Origin of the sequence: Moorena bouillonii PNG (assembly GCF_001942495.1) — a bacterium.
GTDB lineage: Bacteria > Cyanobacteriota > Cyanobacteriia > Cyanobacteriales > Coleofasciculaceae > Moorena > Moorena bouillonii.
Genome location: NZ_MKZS01000001.1, coordinates 2,955,735 through 2,980,074, shown reverse-complemented (window position 1 = coordinate 2,980,074; position 24,340 = coordinate 2,955,735). Strand labels below are relative to the sequence as shown.

Sequence of the window (24,340 nt, the reverse complement as noted above, 5' to 3'; positions counted from 1 at the left end):
CACAGGCTTCTAGGACATTTTGCCTAGACTAAAAGTTCAGTAAAGTGGCTTGACAAATTTTATTTTATATGCATCAAAGAAAATCACTGGATTGGGATCGGGTTTCCAAATGAATTGTAAACAAAGATTACAGTTGTTTCCATTGCCGATAATCTCTATATAGTTGATTAGCTCTTGCCTCTTGCCTCTTGCCTCTTGCCTCTTATATCAGGGATTCTGTTTACAACTCAAATACAAATGGGAGAATTTTTAATGCCATATTCCCAACTCCCGACTCCCGACTCCCGACTCCCGATTCCCGACTCCCGATTCCCGATTCCCGTAGCTATTGTGATCCAGATCACACCAATCGGTCTGGAAAATCACTAAGGTGGGTGAGCTAAGTCCGTGAACTGGAATTATTGTGGACTGTAGTATATTCACATCAACTTTAAAGAAGTTTTAGATAACAGCTGGAGGAAATAAGTAATTATGACTACTCAACAAATTCGCTTCGCTACTATCACCGTTATTGATATCGCTCTGTTGTTTAGCGCCCCCCTGTTAGTACAATTTATTTCTCGGATGCCCTGAAGGTGTTTGAAGGAAGCAGGCAGTGTCGAGTAGGGTTAAAACAATTTAAGCTACCTTGATAAATGAGGAAATAAGTAATTATGAGTAGTCAAAAGATTCGCTTCGCCACTATCACCGTTATTGATATCGCTTTGTTGTTTAGCGCCCCCCTGTTGGTACAATTTATTTCACGGATGCCCTGAGAGAGTTTCAAGAAAGCAGGCAGTGTCGAGTAGGTTTAACAAAATTTAAGGTACCTTATATAGTAAAGGGAATAGGGAGTAGGGAGTAGGGAGTAGGGAAGAAAAATTATCAAAATTTCGACACCGATTGCTATAAATATAATATAAAGGCCGTTGCGTCAGTCTCTGAATGAATAGGAGTAGAGTGGGCATCCTGGCCGCACGAAAATAAGCATGAAACTGGCAAGATGCCAGTTCCACCAAGCTCTCCATTCCACAGGTTCCCTTAAAATCATTCCATTATAGAGTGGGCATCCTGCCCCCAGGAAAATAAGCATGAAACTGGCAAGATGCCAGTTCCACCAAGATCCCCATTCCACAGGTGCGCTTAAAATCATTCCATTATAGAGTGGGCATCCTGCCCCCAGGAAAATAAGCATGAAACTGGCAAGATGCCAGTTCCACCAAGATCCCCATTCCACAGGTGCGCTTAAAATCATTCCATTATAGAGTGGGCATCCTGCCCGCAGGAAAATAGATTGAAACTGGCAAGATGCCAGTTCCACCAATATCCCCATTCCACAGGTGCGCTTAAAATCATTCCATTATTAAGCAACGGCATATAAAGCGCTATTTTCGATAACAATTGTTGTAAACTGAAAGTTGTTGTCAAATTCAGCAAGTTTACTCTACTAACTTGATGACTACACTTACATCAGAACAGATTTCAAGCTTACGTTCCGAACTGGCCAATAATCCAGAAGCGCTAGAAGCTCTTGACGTAATCGAAGAGTGGGATGGTGATTTAGCTGATGCTGCTGAATCCCTAGCCACTCGGAATGGGATTGAAGGGGTAGAAGATAATGCTGACTTGCGTTGGTTTACTGAGATACTTCGGAAATGTCGTGATTTCATCTGTCAGCCACAATATCAAAATTTGGTAACTGGCTACTAGGAGCATAACTTACCCCTCTTTCAAAGCGGTCGATAAGTAAATTTCCCTTTGATAACGGTAAAGCGTGGAGGGGAAACAAATGCAGGAAACGATGGGGCACTAGAATTAAGCGATCGCATTTACCCCCAACTTTCTCAAATATTCCATCAATCTTGGAAATAATGTTATCAATATCTAGTATTGTAGCGAGTTCCGCCAGACGAGAGGATAGATCGGTTATCCATTGATTTTTTTGGTTGCGGTAGGCATTGGTATAGTCTTTATCCCACTCTTCCAAGGTTTTCAGCTTTTCAGGAGAGGATGGCACAACTATGGGCTGCTGACTGTGACTGGTGACAACAAAGGTAAGAATTTTATCCCTGGTAACATACCACTCAATCATAGCGGTGCCTTGATCAATCAGGCTCTGAATATCCCTGTCGTGGGCAATTCTTTGACAGTAGGCATTACCCAGATTGTGTTGAGTGGTTGCCCAATCGTAGGGGAAGTATGATTTGGTGATAACTGACAATGCTAGTTGGTATATGTAGCGACCTGCAATCATAAGTCGCTCGACCCGCAATCATCGACATTCTGAGACCACAATCATAAATTCTCGACCCACAATAATTGCAACTTTAGACTATGACTTAGGGGCATAAGCCATAGGACTGATGTCTCACTCCCTTAATCAAGACTGGTGGTAATTCTGTTTGGTTATCGCAATTTTGCCGTAGGCACAGCCTATGTAAAACAGAAACCATCTAAACTGCCATTCTCGGTAGCTTGTTGTTTGGCGAAACACTGGGTATCGGGGACTATGTGGCGATACTCATCGGTATCGCTGGGGTGATGCTGCTTTCGGCGATCAAGCACCATACCAAGCACTCACCCCTCCAATACCCCTCAATTCTTGCAAATTTACATTTTTATTTAAAAATGTAAATTTAAACTTGACATTAGTGAATTTAACTGTCATAGTTGTAAATGTAAGGGTTACAACTATGACAGTTAGTTGTAACGCAACGCTTTACATTTAGGAGAAAAAAAATGCTACCAACACCGATCACATATGCGCTTCGGGCACTTTCAACTTTTTACCCGATACAAAAACCTCTGGTTTTTTCCGGATCTCGGTCTACGCAAAAACTGGCGGATCTGATGATTGCCGCAGGTCAGAAAAAGCCACTTCTGATCACAGACAACTTTTTATTGGAAAAAGGTATGCTTGATGGGTTCCTGGAACACCTTAAAGTACATGATTGTGAAGTGACTATATTTGATGGCGTTAAACCCAACCCCACTTTTGAACAAGTAGAAGCTGCCCTTAAAGTCAGTAAAGACAATGAGTGTGATAGTGTTTTTGCCATAGGCGGCGGATCAATTATCGATGTTGCAAAAGTTGTCTCAGCAGCCAGCACAAACAATCGAAGCCTGGATAAACTGGCAGGTATTTTAAAGGTTAAAGAGCCTCCGTTACCGTTTTATGTCGTTCCCACAACATCAGGAAGCGGATCAGAGGTTACAAATACTGCCGTGATTTCAGATCCGAAAACCCATAAGAAACAATTTTTCGTTGATCCTAAATATGTCCCGATTGCTGCGGCACTCGATCCAGAGCTTCTAAAATCCTTGCCGGCACATATGACCGCAGCGGTTGGTATGGATGTGCTTACCCATGCGATTGAAGCCTACACATCACGCAATAATTTTGCCGATACGGATCGTGATGCGGCGATGGCCATCAAACTGCTCTTTGATTTTCTACCGGCTGCTTACGCTGACGGTGGCGATTTGAAGGCCCGTGAGATGGTGGCGCAAGCATCTTTCCTGGCAGGCTATGCTTTTACCAAATCAAGTTTGGGCTACGTCCATGCGATTTCGCATCAGGTAAGCGCCCATTATAATACACCACATGGTTTGGCGAATGCCATCATACTCCCAAGAGTTTTACGTTTTAATAAGTCGGCCTGCGCAGAGCGTTTTGCTAAACTGGAAGTGATGCTGGGCGGTGAAGCGTCAGCAGATACAGATACACTTGCCGAACATTTTAGTGCGCGTGTTGATCAATTGGCGGAACAAGTCGGCATTCCAGCCAACCTGACAGAGCTTGAGGAAAAGGATTTCCAAAAGATTGCTAAAGATGCGCTGGCCGAGGCATGGCGTTCTTATGCCGTTCCAAAAGTGATGCGACGCAGAGATGTAGAAGCGATTTTGCATTCAGTTTCTGCCGGTCATCGGGACATATCATTTGCTTAAAAATAGGGGATTGAAGAGATGTTAAATACAGTAAAAAAGGAAAATGAAAAAGAAAATGCCAAAGATATTCTTGCAACATTCGCTCAATATGGGTTTCGCAAAACATCTATGGAAGATATTGCCCGTGCTGCAGGGGTTTCCAGACAGTCAATTTATAAAAAATTTGGCTCAAAGGAAAAATGTTATGAATGGACGATCCATACCTATCTATCTGGTATGTATGCCCGAATTTTTGCAGCATTGAACAATGAAGATCTTCCACCATTACGTACGCTCATCAATGTCTTTGATATCCTGATCGGCGAAGCAGTAGAAATTGTCAGAAACTCACACGGAACTGAAATATTGAACGATGCTTTGCAGGCAACGCATTCTTCCGAAGAGGACTGGCCATTGCGGTTCAGAGCCCGGCTAGCCGATTTTCTTGAACGCCATAACTATGCATCAAGTGAAAAAGCAACAGGAACGGCCTTTGCTCTTATCTCTGCCGGAAAAGGTCTGTTGCTGGAAGAAACATCAAGAGAGCAGTTTCTTGAAGATATGACAGTGATCATCGAAAGCGTTGTTAGCCATAAAAGTTAGAGAATTACCCAATTTTAAACACACCTAAAGGAGAAAGACCATGACTAAAGTAGTAAACATTAAAGTAGAAACAGAAAACACCAACCCGCAGGCACAGCTTCAAGCTGACTTTGAGGCAATGAAGGCAGCGTATAACAACGCGCCAGCCCCAAGCTACAAAGACCGCAAGGAGGTGCTATTAAAACTAAAGAAGTCTCTGATCGAGAATGAGCAAGCAATCTATGACGCTTTGAAAAAGGATTACGGCTATCGCAGCGAGTTTGATTCATTGATTGCCGATGTATTGCCAAGCGTTGCAGCAATCAATTACGCTTTAAAGAACCTCAAAAAATGGATGAAACCATCCAAACGCCATGCGGGTTTATTGCTTACCCCTTCCAGCGTTACTGTACATTATCAGCCATTAGGCGTGGTTGGTGTGATTACACCGTGGAACTTCCCGTTCTTCCTTGCCCTTGGCCCAGCCATACAAGCTCTGGCCGCAGGGAATCGCGTAATGATTAAAATGAGCGAGTTTACACCGAACGCCAATCAAATGCTTCGCAAGGTCGTGGAAACTATCTCTGATCATATCGTCATCATCGAAGGTGAAGCCGATATGGGCGCAGCATTTTCCGCCTTGCCATTTGATCATCTGATTTTTACCGGATCAACCACTGTCGGCAAGCTGGTCGCAAAAGCAGCAGCCGATAACCTTACTCCCATCACTTTGGAGATGGGCGGTAAATCCCCCACGATTATTGGCGAAGATGCCAATATGAATGCTGCTGTAGATGCGCTGATCATCGGTAAATCGACTAACTCAGGTCAAATCTGCGTATCACCGGATTATGTATTTGTTCCCGAAGCCAGAGAGCAGGAATTTGTTGAGACGTTTATCAAGCGTTACACCGAATACCACATCAGCAGTAACAATAAAAACACGCATACCCATATTATCACCGACAGACAGTATGATCGCCTGCAACGATTTTTAGACGATGCAAAAGCTAAAGGTGCAAACATCCATCCTGTAAAAGACCATGAGGAAAGCGATGGGCGGCTGATCTATCCCCATGTCGTGACCAATGTCAGCGAGGATATGAGCGTCATGCAGGAGGAAATCTTTGGCTCTATCCTGCCTGTGATGAGCTATAAAAATGTTGATGAGGTCATTGGCTATATCAATGCGCGCCCACGTCCGTTGGCCTTATATATCATGTCAACGAACAACGCGCTGATCGAGCACCTCCTGAAAAACACCCATAGCGGCGGCGTATCCATCAATGATACCGCCATGCAAGTGATGGCCGATGATGCCCCCTTTGGTGGGATCGGGCATTCCGGCATGGGGCATTATCACGGCCATGAAGGGTTCTTGACCTTCTCAAAAGCCAAAACCGTTTTACATGCCCCAGCAGGGTTGCCGAAAAACAGAATCATCCTCAAAAACCGGGATCTTGTGTTCAAGGCACTTCGTACAGCGTTTTTGAGATAGAAAATGTTGGCAGGGGCTGTAACAAATACCTCAAGGGGTGACAACAAAGCTCAAACCTAGGCAGGTGTTAGGTTTTAGGTTTTAGGTTTTGGGTTTAATGAGCGCGACTCGTGTTGTTGTAATTCCGAGCAGTTGAAGCAATTTTCACCAATCCAACTGCATAGATAGTTTTAATCAACTACTACGCCATGACGATGTTCGCGCTTCACCTAACCCCATTAACAAACACCCCTGTAAGATTTTAAATTAGCTTGTCACCCCGTGAGGTTTTTGCCAGAAAGCTTAATTGTGTTACAATTAAGTTACATAAGGTTACATGCCATATAGGGTTCATCATTCTGGTCAACTTAGCAACAATAGAGATTAGGAAATATAGAGATGGAGTTACAGGATTATCTAAGAACACAGGGATTAGAGAGTTTATGTAATCAATTTAAGATTAAAGTAAATCGCCATCAGCAGTTTCCTGATCTCGTCTGCTTAAAATATTCCCAAACAGAATCTCCCTTAAACGAGAAAATAGTACAGCAATGTCGCGGAATTATTTTAGATGAAGCTAATAATTGGGAGATCATATCTTATCCCTATGATAAATTTTTTAACTACGGAGAAAGTCAAGCCGCAACTCTTGACTGGAAAAACACTCGTGTTTATGAAAAATTAGATGGTTCCCTGATGGTTCTCTATTTTTACCAAGGGGAATGGAGAGTTCAATCAACTGGGACCCCGGATGGAATTGCTGAAGTTAAAGGATTTGACCTGACATTTGCCGAACTTTTTTGGAAAGTTTGGCACTCCGCAGGTTATCAATTGCCCCAGGAAACAGCATACTGTTTTATGTTTGAGTTAATGACTCCTTATAATCGCATTGTAGTGCGACATAATAGAGAACAACTCATCCTGCATGGGGCGAGAAATATTCAGACATTGCAGGAATAATTACCCAGTAAATGGGAAGGAAAATATGGATGGGAAATTGTTAAGACGTATCCTTTAACAACGTTACCCTTGATTATCAAAGCTACAGAAGCTTTAGATCCGATGATATCAGAGGGCTATATTGTTTGCGACCATCGCTTTAATCGACTTAAAGTAAAATCGGCGAAATATATAGAAATATCTTCTGCCAAAAGCGGATTTTATACTCGTAGTATATTGGAGATTATTTTAACCAATGAAGGAGAAGAGTTTTTAACTTACTATCCCAAATGGTTGGAATTATTTAATCAAATTAAAGCTAACTATGACGCTTTGGTTAGAGAAATAGAAACAAGCTACGAACAATACAAAGACATCCCTCTACAGAAAGATTTTGCTTTAGCAGTTAAACATCTTCCCTACTGTGGGACATTATTTGCTTTGCGCGCCCAGAAAGTATCCAGTGTCCGAGAATTCCTGTGCCATCTTCCCATAGGGAAATTAGAAACATTATTAGATTTAGATTACATGCATTTGGGGTAAGCATATAGCAAAGGGAACAGGGAACAGGGAACAGGGAACAGGGAGCAGGGAGCAGGGAAGAGGGAAGAGGGAAAACAATCCTGTGTACCTGATAGTTATGCAAACCGCCGTATGCTTATAGCTGATAGCTGACAGCTGACAGCTGATAACTGAATGCTTAAATATATAGCAAAAAAAAACTCGGTCAAGTTCTGGTTAACCCCAAGTCTTGACCGAATTCTATTGTGTACACAAAAACGAGTACACAATAGGTCAACTCAATGAAATCAATTCTAATGACTAAAAACATTCCTCCAGAGTTAGTCAGCAATTGCTCGAAAGCAACCACATTCTAACCTCTGACTTATCCTATTCCATACTACTTCATCCCGCTTCAGAAAACAACTTTCAATCTTGATGGTGGCCAGGGCCTAAAAGCCCTGGCAAATTCCTATCCTAGTCTAGGTAAAAATATCGCACCAAAGTGGTCATCACCTCACCAGGCTTTTCGGTGGGCTCGGGAGTGCTCCACTCGTAGGGATATGCATACTTAAGGGAATACAGGGCATTAATTGTATCGCGAACCTGTTTAGGAGTACCGATCAACAAGAGCTTGAATTTCTTAGGTTTGCGACCTTGGTTGTCTGGGGTGGGGGGAATGTTTTCAGTCATGAGAATCTTTCCTCTTAAGTGGTTACATTATTAATATCTTAATAAATTAATTAAAATGTCAAGGGGTTTGGGATTTTTTTTTTATTACGAAATATGGCCAATAGTAGAATGTGGAAAGTGTGGAGATTATGGCAAAAAGTAAGAGGTAATAGTATTAAAACAAAGCTGATAATTTTCTGGTGTTGTTATCATCAGCTTTTGGGTTGTAGCGTTTCTAGGATTTATGAGGTCAAAGTCCCCCTTGATAAGGGGGACCAACGGGGGATCCCTTTCTAGGATTTATGAGGTCAAAGTCCCCCTTGATAATAGGGACCAACGGGGGATCCCTTTGTACCTCATGGCATAGAGAATTGCTATATTTGGTTTATAATGTAAACTATCAGCTATCAGCCTTCAGCTGAAGGCTTACTTAATTCGAGTTATTATTGGTAATCAAAAAATTAGCTTCCTGTCTTTTATGGCAACAAAAGACAGGAAGCTGAAATAGCTATAGCATTTTTAGTTGAGATCTAAACAAGAGAATAGGGAACAGGAAAAAGTTGAGGGCATCATAGGATGGGATGAATGCGATTGACCTAAGGTCACGCGGGGCGCGTTCGCATTTTGACCTTGAGGCGATCCCATGGTGAGATGAACAGGATTGGCCTAAGGCCACGCTACGCGAATGCAATAAAAATCTCCTCATCTCCCCATCTCCCCATTCCCCTCCTGGGAGGGGTTAGGGGTGGGTCCCCATCTCCCCACACTCTCTTCTCGAGGGGAATCATGAAATAGTCGTAATTGCCCGACCAATATTAATTTGCAGGCCATAGCAACCCACTGGGCAAAAGCAGCTTCAGGATGAGCAGCTTAAACTCTTCAATAGTCAAGTCTTTAACTTGCATGGTCTTTCCCATCACATAGTAACTCTATATTATAGCATTTTTTAGAGGAGATTGTCTTTCAGCAGTTTCTGGAATTGGACACAATTGGCTACCCAAAGTAAGCCGGTGTTTTTAATCCCTGCACTGCCTAACTTTTTCTGCACCGTAGGGACTCACCATCCCAAGGGATTTTCTAAGAGATCCGTGCCGACGTAAACTGATAAATTGCGTGCTGGTTCTGTTCACTATAAGTATGATCAACGCTATTAATTTGGTTTAATGGATTTACACAACTAGTAAAATTAACGTTGCCTAATCTTTAAATTATACTACTTTTTGTTTAGAATTTAGTTGGAAAATTACTGTTGGTTTTACCCTTTTAATGAATTTAAATAAAACCTTGAAAGTTTATGTTTAAAATTTCAAAATAAACAATTAATTATTGAGTTTTTTACCCCCCTAATTTTGCCTAATCTTTAAATTATACCAAAAATAAAATAAAATAATTTGGGTGATTTTTGATAAACTAATTATAAGAGCCGACATAAATGAAGCCAATTCCGTAAACTGTCAACGGTCAACAAATAGCAACTGAATCTATGAATAGCCCTTTCCTCAATCACCTCCATAGCCCAAAGCGCCCGGTTATCGTATTTGATGGGGCAACTGGAACCTCTCTCCAAACCCAAAACCTTACCGCTGAAGACTTTGGTGGACCTGAGTACGAGGGATGTAATGAGTACCTTGTCCATACTAAACCAGAAGCAGTGGAAAAGGTCCATCGGGGCTTCCTGGAGGTGGGAGCAGATGTGATTGAAACGGATACCTTTGGGGGTACTTCGATTGTACTGGCAGAATATGATCTAGCTGACCAAGCCTATTACCTAAATAAAGCAGCTGCGGAACTAGGGAAACGGATGGCAGCGGAATACTCTACTCCAGAAAAACCTAGGTTTGTGGCCGGGGCCATGGGTCCTGGTACTAAACTCCCTACCCTGGGACATATTGATTTTGATACCTTGAAGAACGCCTATGTGGAACAAGCCTTAGGGTTGTATGATGGCGGTTCTGATTTGCTGATTGTGGAAACCTGTCAGGATGTGCTGCAAATTAAGGCAGCGCTGAATGCCGTAGAAGAGGTATTTGAAAAAAAAGGGGCAAGACTGCCACTGATGGTATCGATCACTATGGAAGTGATGGGTACTATGCTGGTAGGGTCAGAAATTAATGCGGCGCTAACGATTCTAGAGCCTTACCCGATTGATATCCTTGGTCTTAACTGTGCAACTGGGCCAGAGCAAATGAAGGAACATATCAAATACTTGTCTGAATGTTCCCCATTTGTGGTTTCTTGTATCCCTAATGCTGGATTACCGGAAAATGTCGGAGGGCACGCTCACTACAGGCTTACTCCCATGGAACTGCGGATGGCACTGATGCATTTTGTAGAGGATTTGGGAGTACAAGTTATTGGTGGCTGTTGCGGTACTAGGCCAGCTCATATTGAACAGTTAGCGGAGGTTGCCAAAACCCTGACCCCGAAGGAACGGCATCCTAAGTATGAACCGTCAGCAGCATCGATTTACAGTTCCCAGCCTTATCACCAAGATAATTCTTTCCTAATTGTTGGTGAACGGCTCAATGCTAGTGGTTCTAAAAAGTGCCGCACCATGCTCAACGCAGAAGATTGGGATGGATTGGTATCTTTGGCTAAATCCCAAATTAGGGAAGGGGCTAACGTCCTAGATGTTAACGTGGACTATGTGGGACGGGATGGAGTGCGGGATATGAACGAATTGGCCTCCCGTTTAGTAAAAAATTCTACCTTACCCCTGATGCTGGACTCTACGGAATGGGAAAAGATGGAGGCTGGCTTAAAGGTGGTTGGGGGTAAGTGTATCCTGAACTCCACTAACTACGAAGATGGGGAACCTAGGTTCTATAAGGTACTGGAGTTAGCTAAAATCTATGGCGCGGGAGTGGTAATTGGTACTATCGATGAAGATGGTATGGCACGGACAGCGGATAAGAAGTTTGAAATTGCTAAACGTGCTTATAATGATGCGATCGCATATGGTATCCCAGCTCATGAACTCTTCTTTGATACGCTAGCGTTACCAATTTCCACAGGGATTGAGGAAGACCGGGAAAACGGCAAAGCTACAATCGAATCCATTCGTCGGATTCGGGAAGAATTGCCTGGGTGTCATGTTATGCTTGGGGTTTCTAATATTTCCTTCGGACTAAACCCAGCAGCACGAATTGTGCTTAATTCCATGTTCTTGCACGAAGCAATGCAAGTGGGGATGGATGCAGCCATTGTTAGTGCTAGTAAGATTTTACCCTTAGCCAAGATTGAGCCAGAGCATCAAGAGGTTTGTCGAAAACTGATTTATGATCAGCGAGAGTTTGATGGGGATGTGTGTACCTATGACCCCTTGGCTGAGCTGACTACCCTGTTTGAAGGCAAAACTACAAAACGCGATCGCTCCCAGGATGAAAACCTATCGGTAGAAGAGCGGCTCAAGCGTCATATTATTGATGGGGAACGGATTGGTTTAGAAGAACAACTGGAGAAAGCCCGAGAAAAATATCCTCCCCTGGAGATTATCAATACCTTTTTGCTGGACGGTATGAAAGTGGTAGGAGAACTATTTGGTTCTGGGCAAATGCAGCTGCCATTTGTATTACAATCCGCTCAAACCATGAAGGCAGCAGTGGCTTATTTAGAGCCATATATGGAAAAATCTGAAGCAGGGAAGAATGCTAAAGGTACCTTTGTAATTGCTACGGTGAAAGGAGATGTTCACGATATTGGCAAGAATTTAGTAGATATCATCTTGTCCAACAATGGCTACGAGGTGATTAACTTGGGGATTAAACAGCCAGTGGAAAATATTATTGATGCTTATGAAAAGCACAATGCTGACTGTATTGCCATGAGTGGGCTACTGGTGAAGTCTACCGCTTTTATGAAGGATAATCTGGCAACCTTTAATGAGCGGGGAATTACGGTACCAGTTATTCTAGGGGGTGCTGCCCTAACACCAAAGTTTGTCCATAAGGACTGCCAGAATACCTACAACGGTCAGGTGGTTTATGGTAAAGATGCCTTTTCTGACCTCCATTTCATGGATAAGTTAATGCCAGCAAAATCAGCTGGTAACTGGGATGATATCAAAGGGTTTATCGATGAGGTAGAGAATGGTGTAGCGGTTGAAGGGTCTTCCGAGTTGAAAGTTGACAAGTTGAAAGTTGAAGGTTCTTCAGACAACCTTGGCCTTTCGGCCACGCTACGCGAACAACCGGCAACTCCTCCAGATACTAATCGTTCGGAAGGGGTAACCTTGGATATTGAGCGTCCAACACCGCCATTCTGGGGAACCAAGATACTCCAGCCAGAAGATATTTCCTTCGAGGAAGTCTTTTGGTATCTGGATTTGCAGGCGTTGATTGCTGGACAATGGCAGTTTCGGAAGCCAAAGGACCAGTCGAGGGAAGAGTATAATCAGTTTTTGAAGGAAAAGGTTGACCCAATTCTGGCGAAATGGAAGGAAAAAACTCTTGCTGAGAACTTGTTACATCCCCAGGTGGTGTATGGATATTTTCCCTGTTTAGCTGAGGGGAATTCCTTGATAATTTATGATGCCCAAGGGATGAATTCCGAAGGCGCTAAAGACTCGAAGGAATTGCAAGAGGTGGCACGATTTGAGTTTCCTCGGCAACGGTCTGGTAAGCGTTTGTGTATAGCGGATTTCTTTTTACCGAAGGAGTTGGCAGAAGCAGGTCAATTCGATGTGTTCCCAATGCAGGCGGTAACTGTAGGTGATATTGCCACAGAGTACGCTAAGAAATTATTTGATGGTGATCAATATACCGATTATTTGTATTACCACGGATTGGCGGTACAAATGGCTGAAGCCTTGGCAGAATGGAGTCATGCTCGGATTCGTCGGGAGTTAGGGTTCGCAGATCGAGAACCCGATAGCATTCGGGATGTGTTGGCTCAGCGCTATCAAGGTTCACGGTATAGTTTTGGCTATCCCGCTTGTCCAAATCTCCAGGATCAGTACAAGCAGTTGGATTTGTTGGAATGCGATCGCATTAAGCTATACATGGATGAGAGTGAGCAATTGTATCCAGAGCAATCTACGACAGCAATTGTAACTTACCACCCCATCGCTAGATATTTTACTGCTTGATTAGTTAGGTTTTTGAGAATTGACTCTTCCCCCAAAGTTGGGGGGCTAGGGGGGCAAAATTCAGTTGAGCTAGCAAGATTTCAGTTAATAAAAGCTGGAATCTTGCATCATTGTTATTAATCTTAGGGTGGGCAGTGTTTATCAAGGTGTTTGTCCAGCTTGGTGAATTTGTATCAACCACTGCCCACCCTAAATTACCTCGAACTTGCCATCCGTACGTACATAGATGATGCTCTCCTCTCCCGTTTTAGACGAGACCTGATGCTCCGACTCTCCCTTCGAGCTGAAATAACTGCCCGGCACCAAGGTCTTGACCTCGGTCTCACTCGGCACTTGGTACTGTGGTTGACCCTGGATTACTACAGCGCGGAAGGTTGAGCCGTGGCTACGTATCTTTCCAGTAAATTTAGCCGGTAGCTTGACAAGGGTCCCGTTCAACTGATCGTCCTGCGGGTTGCCCCAAAGAAAGGCTACCTTTGCTCCATTGGCAGAGGCTGGCATTCCGGGCTGATCGATCCAAACGATGTTCGATGCGTCCACGTTGATCGGCTTGTCTTCGCTATGAAACGCCTTCTGTGCAGGAAGGACTCCAAATGCATCCTCAACCTCTATGTACGCCAGGCTGTTATTACCCTTGGCAGCGGTAATATGCACACCTCCAGCTGGCTGGGTCCAGAAAGAACTCGCAGGCATATAAATTTCCTCCGCATTAGGATGACCGTTGTGAATGAGGCCACTAATGACCACTCCTCGGTAGGCGATATTGTGAATATGAGGTGGTGACTTGAAGCCGTCTGCTGGCTTAAGAAGAAAGCCTGCTGCTCCAGGGCCAGTACGATCGCCCCAAAGAGTACCAGCCTGCGGGCTCTTGTCACCGCGAGCGGGGTTGAGTTGCTCCCACTTGACTTCGGACCTCAAGACAACCTTGGGGCTTGGTTCGGCTGCTGATTTCGGAGTGATACTTTCGGATGGAACCAGCGAGCTAGTGCAGGCAGCAATTACGAGGCTTGTAAGTGCTAGTGCTAGAAACCTTCTCATATTAATTCTCATTTACGTGGGGTATTGAGAGATTTAATAACTCTAATAATACCTGTTGTGAAAGTAGTAGTGACTATAGCACCAGCTCCAGCAGTAGTGATTAAATAGCAAGGGAAGCATGGTAATGGGCATAGTCTTTTGCTTGAAAGGGAGCAGGGAGCAGGGAGCAGGGAGCAAAAGATGTCTTAAGCTTTGCTTCCACTGCTATAGCAGTAGTGACAGCAGTGATTTCACTAGCAGTAATGATTGATATTTAAGGTGTTCTATGATGAGAAGGCAATCCAGTTTTGGGACGAAGATCATTCTGAGATAGAAGACCGATTTTTACTCCTAGGCATAAGCTCGAAAATGCGAATCTTACTGATTATTCATTGTTACCGATAGGAGGAATTAGTAATCAGAATCATTTCAGCCCGCAAAGCCACCAAAAATGAAAGTAAACACTATCGAGGATAAAACCATGAAACCAGAATATGACCTTGGAAATATGAAAAGCCGCCCCAATCCTTATCCCAATAAATTGAAGCAACAAGTAACTTTGCTTTTGAGGATTGATGTAATAGAATATTTTGAAGCCAAGGCGAATAAAAAGTTATTTATTTATTACCAATAAATAATTTATGCCTTCATGATTGTGTTGTCATTAAAGGAGAAATATCCTTTGATTAGTTCGATTGCTGAGCTTGTAGAGTGGGTTATCTCAGCTTAAAAAGGCTGCCAAATTTTGTCTGATCATAAATTAAGATATAAACTTGACAATATGCCCATTATCTTGTCACTTTTATCCTAAGCATTCAGTCATCAGCTAATGGGCGTAGCCCATTAGCTTAAAGCTTTTGTATCTGGGTTGTAAACATACGAATTACCGAAAAAAGCATGGATGCAAGAGGGGAAAGAGATCCTCAGTGTTATTGTCCCATCAAAAAAGACGATACAGGTTTACATTTCAACTACAAATGCTATATAACTGTCTTGTGTTTTGGCAATCCATCAGGCTTGTAGCTTGGTTTTCACCCCGTTTCTTTGATTTCAATAAAATTTATGACTCAAACCGTATCTTCCACTACCGACGAAAATCTTAACTTAGGTATTCTGGCTAAAGAAGCTGGAATAGCTCTGATCATAAAATTTGCAGGTATTCTTCTGACTTATGTAGTGCAGGTTTTCCTGGCTCGATGGATGGGTACCACTGAGTATGGCATTTATGAATATGTGATTGCTTGGTCTATCCTCTTAGCAATTCCCGCAGGATTGGGTTTACCCCATACCGTTTTGCGCTTTGTCTCCCAGTACCAGGTGAAAGAAGAATGGGGACTGTTGCGAGGTATCGTGCGCAGTAGCTGGTTGATTACTATTCTCGCTAGTCTTTTGCTTAGCTTGCTAGCTGCTGGTGTAATTTTACTGCTGAATTATTACCACCCCTTTGCTTATGCCACTCCTTTATTAATAGGTATCGGTCTGATACCACTACAAGCCTTGGTAAATTTGCAATTGGAAACTTCCAGAGCTGCCAAGGATGTTACTTTAGCCTACGCGCCATCACAAATAATTTGGCCGGTTTTGGTAGTCTGTGGCGCATTTCTGTTCATACAGACAAGTCATGACCTCACCGGAATTTCTACGATCGCGATCGCTGAAATCGCCTTCCTAGCTGCCCTGTTATTCCAGTTTGGATTGTTATTGTTTAAGTTAAATGAAGAATTTGAACCCAGCAAGCCGGTCTATGCCATTCGAGAGTGGTTGGGTGTCGCTTTCATTTTGTTATTACAGCAGAGTTTTTTGAAAATTCTTGGTAAAATCGACACGATTATGGTTGGCTCAATATTGGGAGCAAAGGAAGCAGGGATGTACGGTGCGGCCGTGAATACGGCTCAATGGGTTAGTGTTGTGCTGAGCATTATCAATATAGTCGCCGCTTCCAGTTTCGCAGCCCTTTACGCTAAAAACAATATCGAGGGTCTGCAAAAGGTGGTTTCCGCAGTTGCCCTGTGGATTTTCTGGCCTTCTATGGCTATTTCCTTATTGCTCACGGTCTTCAGTCAACCCATTTTAGGAATATTTGGCTCAGAATTTATCGCAGCGAGTTTGCAACTCAAAATTTTGGTTTTAGGCAATTTAGTAAGTGCTTTATGTGGTTCTGTAGGCTATTTGATGGTGATGACGGGTCATCAAAATAAATCTTTACCCGTTTTTATTTATGCGACTATTCTCAATATCGTGTTAAATGCGATCGCTATTCCCCTCATCGGTGGAGTAGGGGCAGCTATAGCTACAGCTTTCTCTAAAGCGCTGTGGAATATTTGGCTCAGTTTTTTAGTGGTGAAATATGTAGGAGTAAGTCCCCTAGTTTTCAGGGGACTTTTTCAACGGGGTTCAAAATCGGAGGGAATCTAGTTACTCCACTCGATCAAGCATTACTCGTAATTGAGAAAGGGGCTTTTGGGGCTCCTTTACTACACTTTCCAGAAGAAAGTGGTATTTTCTGGCGATGCGAGCAACTGTCGTGCCGTCCAAGATATCGGTAATGTACCTGAAGTCAGCGCTATAACCTCCGTCTTTAGCCAACATCCGCAAATGTAGGTTTCTGACTACAGCTTTCTTTTTCATCCCGATAAATGAGACTTCCATTTCAGGTAGTTCCAGTTGTTCGGAGTTGGTTGCATTAATCACATTGAAACCTACGGAGGTAGGATATTTGAATTGCTTGCCTTGGGCTTTCCAGATATCCACCAGTTGAAGAAAAGGCAAACTATTGTGGGCGTAACCATTACGGACAGTTTGCTGTATGCGATCAAGTAATTCGGCAAAAGTAGGATCGCCTTTTAAATCCAAACGCAGGGGTAGGATATTGCCAAAAGGACCAATTAAGGATTGAGCTTCTTTCCTCAGGCGATTGACGAAGATGGAATCAATGGCAAAGTCTTCTTGGTTAGCAACACTGCCAAGAACTACTCCGTAGGCTGACAATAAAGTAACGTATAAAACTACCCCGGCTTTCTTACTGATGTTTTCCAAGCTACTCTTCAAGTCGGCACTAATCTTTAACGGTTCGGAGCCTTGGCGAAATGTGGGGTTGGCTGGAAGGGGCCGATCGGTCGGTAACTCCAAAAGTTCCGCTCCCGCCAGGGTTTTTCGCCAGTAGTTGAGGCACTTGTCCAAGGTCCCTGCCTGCAGCCATTGCTGATACCACTGGGCATAGTCGGTAAATGTCATGGCCAGTGGTGGCAAGGGTGAGGGCTGTCCAGAAGCAAAGGCCGAGTAGAGAGCGTTTAATTCATGGATGAATAAGCCCCAAGACGAAGCATCAGTGGTCGCGTGGTTGATGCAGGGCATGAGAATATGGGAGGTTTCGCTCAAACGCAGGATATTAACCCGCAGCATCGGACCGTTGACTAAGTCGAACTGACGCAGGGAACATTCTTCGAGATAGTTCCGGATTACCTGGGACTCTTCGTTTTCTGGTATATTGGGGCAGTCTACTACTTCAAAAGCTGGCTCCATTTCTGGGCGTACCACCTGTACCACAGAACCATCTACTTTTTCCAAAGTGGTGTGGAGGGGAGTGTGACGGCGGGCAATTTCTTTAATCGCTTCCTGCAAGACCTTGAGGTTTAATGGGCCTTCAATGCGCCAAATGCGCCAAGTGTTGTTGTAAAGTCCCTCTGGATGTGCACGCCACCACATGTATTCTTGTTCGACGGTAAGGGGTAAGGAATTGCTGAGCGAATTCTCCGAGGGGCGATCGTAACCCAAAGACTCTGCTACCTTCCAAGTTTCTGGGCTCAAAAAGTCTACCTTATATTCTTCCTTCCAGCGCTCAGCAACTTTGGCATTAATCCCTTTGTAAGTGTGGAATTTAGGATCTCCCATCATCCGGGATACAGCGTGAACCCCATCGGTCATGCGCTGCTTCTTTTCCTTATAAGGTTGGAGCATATCGGGATGGAAATCTATCCCGATAAATTCACATAACTGATCAACAGTAGTTTCGGGTTGCTGCACTAAGTCTTCATATTTAAGCTGATGCTGACGGGAACTGGGTATATTCTTGAGGAACTCTAATATATTTTGGTGACTTATCAACCACATCAATTCTCCTTTTTGCTCCACTGAGAACTGGTTTTCTTCCATGGCCACCAACAAATCTAACCTGGCCTCTTTCATTGAACGAATTGTGGCCAGGGGATGGCGCTGGAGGTGGATATAAAGGGGATTTTCAAACTCTTCCTCCGCACGTTGCAGAACTTCTGGGTTAAACACATAAGGTGGAGTCTTATCAGCTATGATTTGACCTGGCAGCCACTCTTGCATCAAAGAGAAAAACTCCTTGGTACTCAAGTTTTGTTCCTCTAACTCCTCCATAATCTGCTGTGCTTGTTCCCCATCACAGTTTTTGATTTCCATGATAGCGCGAATTACCCCTTCTCCCAGGAAATTATTGCGCCCAGAAAAAGCAGCTTTGCGTTCCGCAAGAGTATTAAACGAAAGCAGATACAACTCTGGTGGTGCGAAAAGTTGTGGGTGTCCGGCCATAATCACCCTTAATAAAGTAGAACCAGAGCGTCCGGTACAGAGGATGAAAATAGCTTGTTTATTTTTCTTCCCAGATGTATCGGATTGAACAGATTCCCCACAAAGGTGATGCAGTAGATATTGCCGCATCTGACCAATTTGCTTGGTGTTCAGTTTCTCTACTAATGTATTACTTGTCTTACTGACAACTTTACCTTCTGTTTCCTCAGCTAGCTCCGAATAATTTTCTTCAAGATATTCAGCTAATGTAGCAATTGTTGGCGCGTCAAACAGGGCAACTGGGTGCAGAATTTTGTTCAGTTCGTCTTGTAGCTTGTTCACCATGGCCATTGCCACGATCGAATTCCCCCCCAGTTCAAAGAAGTTATCTTCAATACCGACCGTTGGAATTCCGAGCACATCCTGCCAAATCGAAGCCAGTTGATGTTCTAATTTGTTGCGGGGGGCAATCTTTTCCTTACTCGATCGGGCATTTTGATCACCCAACTGTTTCAGAATTTGGGTAAATTCTCCGGCTTCAAAACCCTTACTCAATTGTAAGCGTTGGATTTTCCCGATACCGGTTTTCGGAATCACCTCCCGAGGAACGGGAATCAAGTAATCTGGATTGACCCCGATTTTGGAAATCACCTGCTTTCGAATCGTCTGCAACAGCGGCAGTATTTCTTCATCTTTTTGAGTCGTCAAATGGAAGAAAATCGCTAGTTTTTCTGTTGAGCCACCTCCATCTCGAACCGCACAAGCTGCGGTATAGGAAACTTCGACCCCTTCTACTTCTTCGACTACAGTTTCAATTTCCTGACTGTAGTAATTTGCACCATTGATAATAATGGTCTCTTTGGCTCGACCGGTCAACACCAAGTGTCCGTTGGTGATGAAACCTAAATCTCCAGTATCAAACCAACCATTTTCTAGAAAAGATGCCCGATTCGCTTCAGGATTTTTATCGTAACCTGGAGAAACGGCATCGCCACATACTTGCAAGTGACCTATAGTATCTTCGGGCAAAATCGACTTTTCTTCATCGACAATCCGAATCGTTACTCCTGGGATAACTGGCCCTAGATCGGCGAAAATGCTGCTGTTGGGATGTTCTGCCCCGACTCGTTTAATGGTTCCTTGTAAAGAGTCTTTATCTACCCGATGGAACTTTAAAGGAGCCTCTGGTGTGGGCTGATAATAGGTTATCCCCGAACCCAACTCTGCCATCCCAAAAGCGGGGCGAATGGCAGTTTTACTCAAACCATAGGCTGCCATATTCTCCATAAATTCCTCTACGGCTTGGGAAGAAACAGCTTCCCCTGCTGTGAGTAAGAATTGCACGCAAGACAAATCCCAGGTTTGATTTGGTTCTCGTTCCAGCAAGTCATTAACCAGAGAATAGGCAAAGTTAGGTGCCCAGCTATAGTTGACTCTGTATTTATCAATTAAATCCAACCAGTTGAGAGGGCGACCTAAAATATATTCCTTTGCTGCGTAAACTTGTTTGCAGCCCAATTCGATACAACGGATATGCCAGTCGCAGATGCTGCCGATGTGGTCAAAAGGCAGCCAATTCAGGATTACATCTTCTGGTTGATGCTGATTGAGAATATTGGCTCCCCTGGAGCGAGAGATGAGATTGCGGTGGGTCATTCTCACGCATTTGGGGATTCCCGTACTGCCAGAGGTGAGATTAAAAAATGCCGTTTCCTCTGGCTGACTGGGGTAATAGGATTTATCTGGGGCGTTGTGCCTTAACGTTTCAATGCAGCTTACTTTTTGCTCAGAGCCTGATAAAAAGGACTGGATTTTTTCTGGCAGCTCTTTGTTAGTAATGATGAAAGGTTTGTCTAAAAATTCCCAAATCTGACGCAGCTTCTTAGCGATCGGGTTAGATTCTACGTAGGTAATAGGTGCTTCCATAATTGTCGGCACAAACCCCCCGAGAATACATCCCCAGAAAGCCGGTATGATGTCCCAACTTTTTTCTAATTGTAAAATTACTTTGTCTTGAGGGGTTAATCCTTGCTTTCTTAAACCCGCTAGGATTTTCTTAGCTTCTTCTAATAATTCTGCATAGGATTGGACTATTTCCGAGCCATCTCCCTGGAGATATACAATGCTTTCTCCGACGATTTGCTCTGCTGATCTTTCTAAAACTTGGGGTAGGGTAGTAGGAGCATCCGGGTCAGATGGTAATGGCCCCCCATCTGTTAGAGCCTGGGGCTTCCATTGCTCTTCTAGTTTCTGGGCTAACTGCTCATCTATAGCCGGAATAGTTGTTAAAGCTTCCTGATTCACGTCTGAAGAGTCTTTTTTTTGATTAGTTAACATATTCTTATTCTTTGAATTGATTTGTCTTTACAACCCTGAGATCCCACTTTCTGAGATTATTGCGGTTTCTTTGTTTCCAAAGCTGGCGTTGCTTAATAATAGAAGGATTAAAGGAGTTTTGTAGAACGGAAATCTTGGTGGAATGGGCATCTTGCCCATTATCAATATTTCCGGGGCGGCAGGATGGCCACCCTACTCCTATTGATTCGAAGATTCAGCAACCCCAAAAGAACACTCTAATCAGGCATTTGATGATCGATAAGTATTCGATATCTCTAACAAAATGGTATTGCTCCTGTTCAGTTTAATTGCTCCCACCTAATCGTTTTCCAAAGCTACCACACTTTAGGTACTACTCTACGTTTTGATAGTGCCTTGCGATTACTAGCATACCACTTTTTTCTGAGATTATTGCGGTTTCTTTTTTTCCAAAGCTGGCTTTGCTTAATAATAGAAGGATTAAAGGAGTTTTGTGGAACGGAAATCTTGGTAGAATGAGCATCTTGCCCATTATCAACATTTCCGGGGCGGCAGGATGGCCACCCTACTCCTATTGATTCGAAGATTCAGCAACCCCAAAAGAACACTCTAATCAGGCATTTGATGATCGATAAGTATTCGATATCTCTAACAAAATGGTATTGCTCCTGTTCAGTTTAATTGCTCCCACCTAATCGTTTTCCAAAGCTACCACACTTTAGGTACTACTGTAGGTTTTGACAGTGTAGTATTTTTTGCGAGTACTATAATACCACTTTTTTGTGCATTTGTGAAAAGCCAGTTGATCTGCCGATTTTGGAAAGCTCCCGCCTCCTGTTCATGTATTTTGCCAAGTACAATATATATACCAAACTCAATAGGCATTTTGTCAAGTACAATCTATACAAAATAAATTCTATGGGATTACTCTGGATATTCAAGATGTTTGGTCTAATACATACCCAATACCTAAAAGCAGAACAAGAGCTGCCCGTATAGGATACTACAAATCCTTTAACTCCACCCCATGACAACTCTGTCTATATTTTGTGTTTCCTTAAGGTAAAGCCCTTTTAACTTTACTTTAAGTGTGATTGTGCTTAGGATATCAAAGTCAACCCATTTCAAGTTGTATTAAAAGTTACATATAGCGTTTTTATTTGAGTTGTGAACAGAGTCGCAAAGGCCAAGAGGCAATAGGCAACAGTAGGAATAATATCAGCTAATGACACGGCAACTTGTGGGGATATGGGGAGATTGGCAGATAGGGTATCAGAATTCAGCACTTACGAACTCACCACTCTCAAACTCAGCACTTCCAAGCCGTCACAATAGTGATCGGATTAAGAGGATTAAACCGAGTTAGTTTGCCCACAGGTACCGACTTTGATAACTGCACCTGTAACCATTGATAATTCCAGTGATCCCCCCTAACCCCCCGCGCGGAAGGGGGGAAGGAATTTGCTCTAATCCCGCGCTCGGAGGGGGGGAAACGTTTAGATTCAAACCAACTATAAGCTGTATTACTACGCTCAACTGTTGCTAACGCTAACACTAAAATACCATCGAGGTCTAAGCGAGTATCACAATAATCCAAAATTGAGTGTAAATTACCCCCACTACCGCCAATAAAAATTCGATTTGGTGTTGGTAAATCTTTCAAAATATCCGGTGCTGAACCATGAATTGAGGTAACGTTAGTAACGCCCAAACGTTGACAATTTTGCTCAATCAAAGTACTCCCCATTGCTGTTTTTTCAATAGCATACACCTGAGAGGTGTTCGATAAACGAGCAATTTCAATGGAAACTGAACCTGTTCCTGCACCAATATCCCAAACTGTTTGCCCTGGTTTGAGTGCTAACTCTCCTAGTAACAGCAGCCTGATTTCTCGCTTGGTCATTAAACCAGGGCGATCGCTAAAACTAGTAAATGTCTGATCTGGTAATCCCAGTATCGGTAAGGAGTCTGGATCTAGGGATTGGTCAACGGACTCACCCTGACGTAGTAATACCACCACATTCAGGGGCGCAAAGGTCTGGTTCAATACTGCTTCTACATCAAGACATTGCACCCGTTCATCCATACCTCCCAAATTTTCACATACCCAGAACTGGTAGCAACTGGGTAAATCTAGCGCTAGCAATAATTTAGCGATCGCTTCAGGTGTATTGGTGCCATCCGTGAGCACTGCAATCTTCTCAACCCCCTGCTTCAAGGCTGGGATTAGTTGTTCCATAGAACGGCCATGAGCACTGATTACCTTAGCATCTTGCCAAGGCACCTTAATCCGACTGAAGGCCAACTGAATTGCACTGACATGGGGATGAAACCTCAGGGTTGAGGGAGGAAGTTGGCTTAGCAGCAATCGTCCTAAGCCAAAAAACAATGGATCACCACTCACCAACACTACGATTAGGGTATCGTCATCAGTACTATCGAGCTGGTTACGAATTAATTCAATAGCGTCAGTAAAATTACCCAATACCAGTTGTGACCCTTGGTGGTTGGGAAAATACCCCAAATGGCGCTGACTTCCAACCAATAGCGTCGCTCGTTCCACCAGCTGCTTGATTTGATCAGTTAAGCTAGCTGCTCCGTCTAAACCAATCCCCACTACATGGATCGAGGTCATGGTTTTGCTGCTATCTCGGGGATTCATTACTTTCCCAAGCCAATACCATCAATCCATTCAAAATAGCTGCAGCCACTGGAGACCCTCCTTTAGCTCCCTCAACCCGAATCTGAGGGATGGATATCTTGGCCAAAGCAGCTTTCGACTCCAGCACTGACACAAACCCAACGGTTGCGCCAATGACCAAAGCTGGTTTGACCTGAGAGTGGGACAACTGCTCACATAAAGCCAACAATGCCGTAGGGGCATTACCAATTACAAAAATAGCCCCCGGAAACTGCTCGAAACATCGGAGTAAACCAGTTTCCGTGCGCGTCTTTCCTGGCAGAGCTACTGGTGCCTGGTCTACTGCTGCGATCAGGGGATTACCAAAGGTTTTTGCCACCATACTAGCTATCCCCTGTTTGACCATTCCTACATCTGTAACAATTGGTATTCCCTGCCGCAGTGCAGAAATACCAGATGCGATCGCATTTTCACTAAACCGAAGCAGCTGGGCAAATTCAAAATCAGCTGTACTATGGATTACCCTGCGCACAATAGCATACTCAGCTCGATTAAACTGATGCTCCCCAATCTGTTGGTCAATAATTGCAAAACTTTGCTCCATAATCGGATGCATTGACAATGCTTTCATCCTATACCCCAAGCCATACTCTGCTCCAACTCAAACACT

Annotated in this window: 16 protein-coding genes and 2 pseudogenes; 10 read left to right on the top strand and 8 right to left on the bottom strand. The window is 43.6% G+C overall.

All coding sequences use genetic code 11. From position 1 onward, the window contains the following. Positions 1-800 precede the first annotated feature (800 nt). Positions 801-1,007 carry a hypothetical protein gene (locus tag BJP37_RS36335; RefSeq protein WP_143727585.1) on the bottom strand — a complete coding sequence of 69 codons (207 nt, stop codon included), beginning with the start codon at positions 1,005-1,007 and terminating at the stop codon, positions 801-803. A 427-nt stretch (positions 1,008-1,434) separates the two neighbouring features. On the opposite strand from BJP37_RS36335, the pseudogene BJP37_RS12205 reads away from it, so the two are divergent. Then, positions 1,435-1,662: pseudogene (locus BJP37_RS12205) on the top strand (hypothetical protein); the annotation flags it as partial. Here BJP37_RS12205 and BJP37_RS12200 read toward each other — a convergent pair. Together BJP37_RS12200 and BJP37_RS43505 are read right to left on the bottom strand one after the other, a co-directional pair. Next, positions 1,646-2,233: a hypothetical protein gene (locus BJP37_RS12200; protein ID WP_075899089.1), complete on the bottom strand. Its 588-nt coding sequence runs from the start codon at positions 2,231-2,233 to the stop codon at positions 1,646-1,648. The pseudogene BJP37_RS12205 and the gene BJP37_RS12200 overlap by 17 nt on opposite strands. 179 nt (positions 2,234-2,412) lie before the next feature. Next, positions 2,413-2,547, bottom strand: coding sequence for a hypothetical protein (locus BJP37_RS43505; RefSeq protein ID WP_269086992.1), 135 nt, complete (start codon positions 2,545-2,547; stop codon positions 2,413-2,415). A gap of 171 nt (positions 2,548-2,718) precedes the next feature. Between BJP37_RS43505 and BJP37_RS12195 the strand changes: the two genes are divergently transcribed. From BJP37_RS12195 to BJP37_RS42430, 5 genes are all read left to right on the top strand, one after another. Continuing rightward, positions 2,719-3,927, top strand: a complete 1,209-nt coding sequence (locus BJP37_RS12195; protein ID WP_075899087.1) for an iron-containing alcohol dehydrogenase — start codon at positions 2,719-2,721, stop codon at positions 3,925-3,927. A gap of 18 nt (positions 3,928-3,945) precedes the next feature. After that, the gene (locus BJP37_RS12190; protein ID WP_075899085.1) at positions 3,946-4,509 is read left to right on the top strand and encodes a TetR/AcrR family transcriptional regulator; all 564 of its coding nucleotides are present in this window, start codon (positions 3,946-3,948) and stop codon (positions 4,507-4,509) included. Positions 4,510-4,549: 40 nt separating this feature from the next. Further along, the gene (locus BJP37_RS12185; RefSeq protein WP_075899083.1) at positions 4,550-5,986 is read left to right on the top strand and encodes a coniferyl aldehyde dehydrogenase; all 1,437 of its coding nucleotides are present in this window, start codon (positions 4,550-4,552) and stop codon (positions 5,984-5,986) included. A gap of 378 nt (positions 5,987-6,364) precedes the next feature. Then, on the top strand, positions 6,365-6,925 hold the full coding sequence (locus tag BJP37_RS42435) for an RNA ligase (protein WP_229415283.1): 561 nt from the start codon (positions 6,365-6,367) through the stop codon (positions 6,923-6,925). A gap of 69 nt (positions 6,926-6,994) precedes the next feature. Beyond that, positions 6,995-7,447: a hypothetical protein gene (locus BJP37_RS42430; RefSeq protein WP_229415282.1), complete on the top strand. Its 453-nt coding sequence runs from the start codon at positions 6,995-6,997 to the stop codon at positions 7,445-7,447. 435 nt (positions 7,448-7,882) lie between these two features. Here BJP37_RS42430 and BJP37_RS12175 read toward each other — a convergent pair whose 3' ends face one another. Continuing rightward, the gene (locus BJP37_RS12175) at positions 7,883-8,098 is read right to left on the bottom strand and encodes a hypothetical protein (RefSeq protein ID WP_075899081.1); all 216 of its coding nucleotides are present in this window, start codon (positions 8,096-8,098) and stop codon (positions 7,883-7,885) included. A 1,462-nt stretch (positions 8,099-9,560) separates the two neighbouring features. Between BJP37_RS12175 and metH the strand changes: the two genes are divergently transcribed. Next, on the top strand, positions 9,561-13,163 hold the full coding sequence (metH, locus tag BJP37_RS12170) for a methionine synthase (RefSeq protein WP_075899079.1): 3,603 nt from the start codon (positions 9,561-9,563) through the stop codon (positions 13,161-13,163). A gap of 189 nt (positions 13,164-13,352) precedes the next feature. On the opposite strand, the gene BJP37_RS12165 is transcribed toward metH, so the two are convergent. Then, positions 13,353-14,201 (bottom strand): DUF4437 domain-containing protein, encoded by an 849-nt coding sequence (locus BJP37_RS12165; RefSeq protein WP_081431472.1) that lies wholly within the window; start codon positions 14,199-14,201, stop codon positions 13,353-13,355. Positions 14,202-14,447: 246 nt separating this feature from the next. Here BJP37_RS12165 and BJP37_RS44970 point away from each other — a divergent pair. From BJP37_RS44970 to BJP37_RS12155, 3 genes and pseudogenes are all read left to right on the top strand, one after another. Continuing rightward, positions 14,448-14,657 (top strand): annotated as a pseudogene (locus BJP37_RS44970) (BrnT family toxin). Between the two features lie 4 nt (positions 14,658-14,661). Further along, a complete protein-coding gene (locus BJP37_RS36330) occupies positions 14,662-14,814 on the top strand; it encodes a BrnA antitoxin family protein (RefSeq protein WP_143727584.1) in 153 nt (50 codons plus the stop codon). Positions 14,815-15,242: 428 nt separating this feature from the next. Beyond that, positions 15,243-16,595, top strand: a complete 1,353-nt coding sequence (locus tag BJP37_RS12155) for a flippase (RefSeq protein WP_075899075.1) — start codon at positions 15,243-15,245, stop codon at positions 16,593-16,595. Here the strand turns inward: BJP37_RS12155 and BJP37_RS12150 are convergent, their stop codons facing one another. The 3 genes from BJP37_RS12150 to BJP37_RS12140 form a co-directional block, all read right to left on the bottom strand. Beyond that, complete coding sequence (locus tag BJP37_RS12150) at positions 16,596-21,050, bottom strand: condensation domain-containing protein (RefSeq protein ID WP_075899073.1); 4,455 nt, start codon at positions 21,048-21,050, stop codon at positions 16,596-16,598. 1,288 nt (positions 21,051-22,338) lie between these two features. Continuing rightward, positions 22,339-23,664 carry a precorrin-6y C5,15-methyltransferase (decarboxylating) subunit CbiE gene (cbiE, locus tag BJP37_RS12145; RefSeq protein ID WP_075906016.1) on the bottom strand — a complete coding sequence of 442 codons (1,326 nt, stop codon included), beginning with the start codon at positions 23,662-23,664 and terminating at the stop codon, positions 22,339-22,341. A 10-nt stretch (positions 23,665-23,674) separates the two neighbouring features. Continuing rightward, positions 23,675-24,301: a cobalt-precorrin-8X methylmutase gene (locus BJP37_RS12140; RefSeq protein ID WP_075899071.1), complete on the bottom strand. Its 627-nt coding sequence runs from the start codon at positions 24,299-24,301 to the stop codon at positions 23,675-23,677. Between the last annotated feature and the right edge of the window lie 39 nt (positions 24,302-24,340).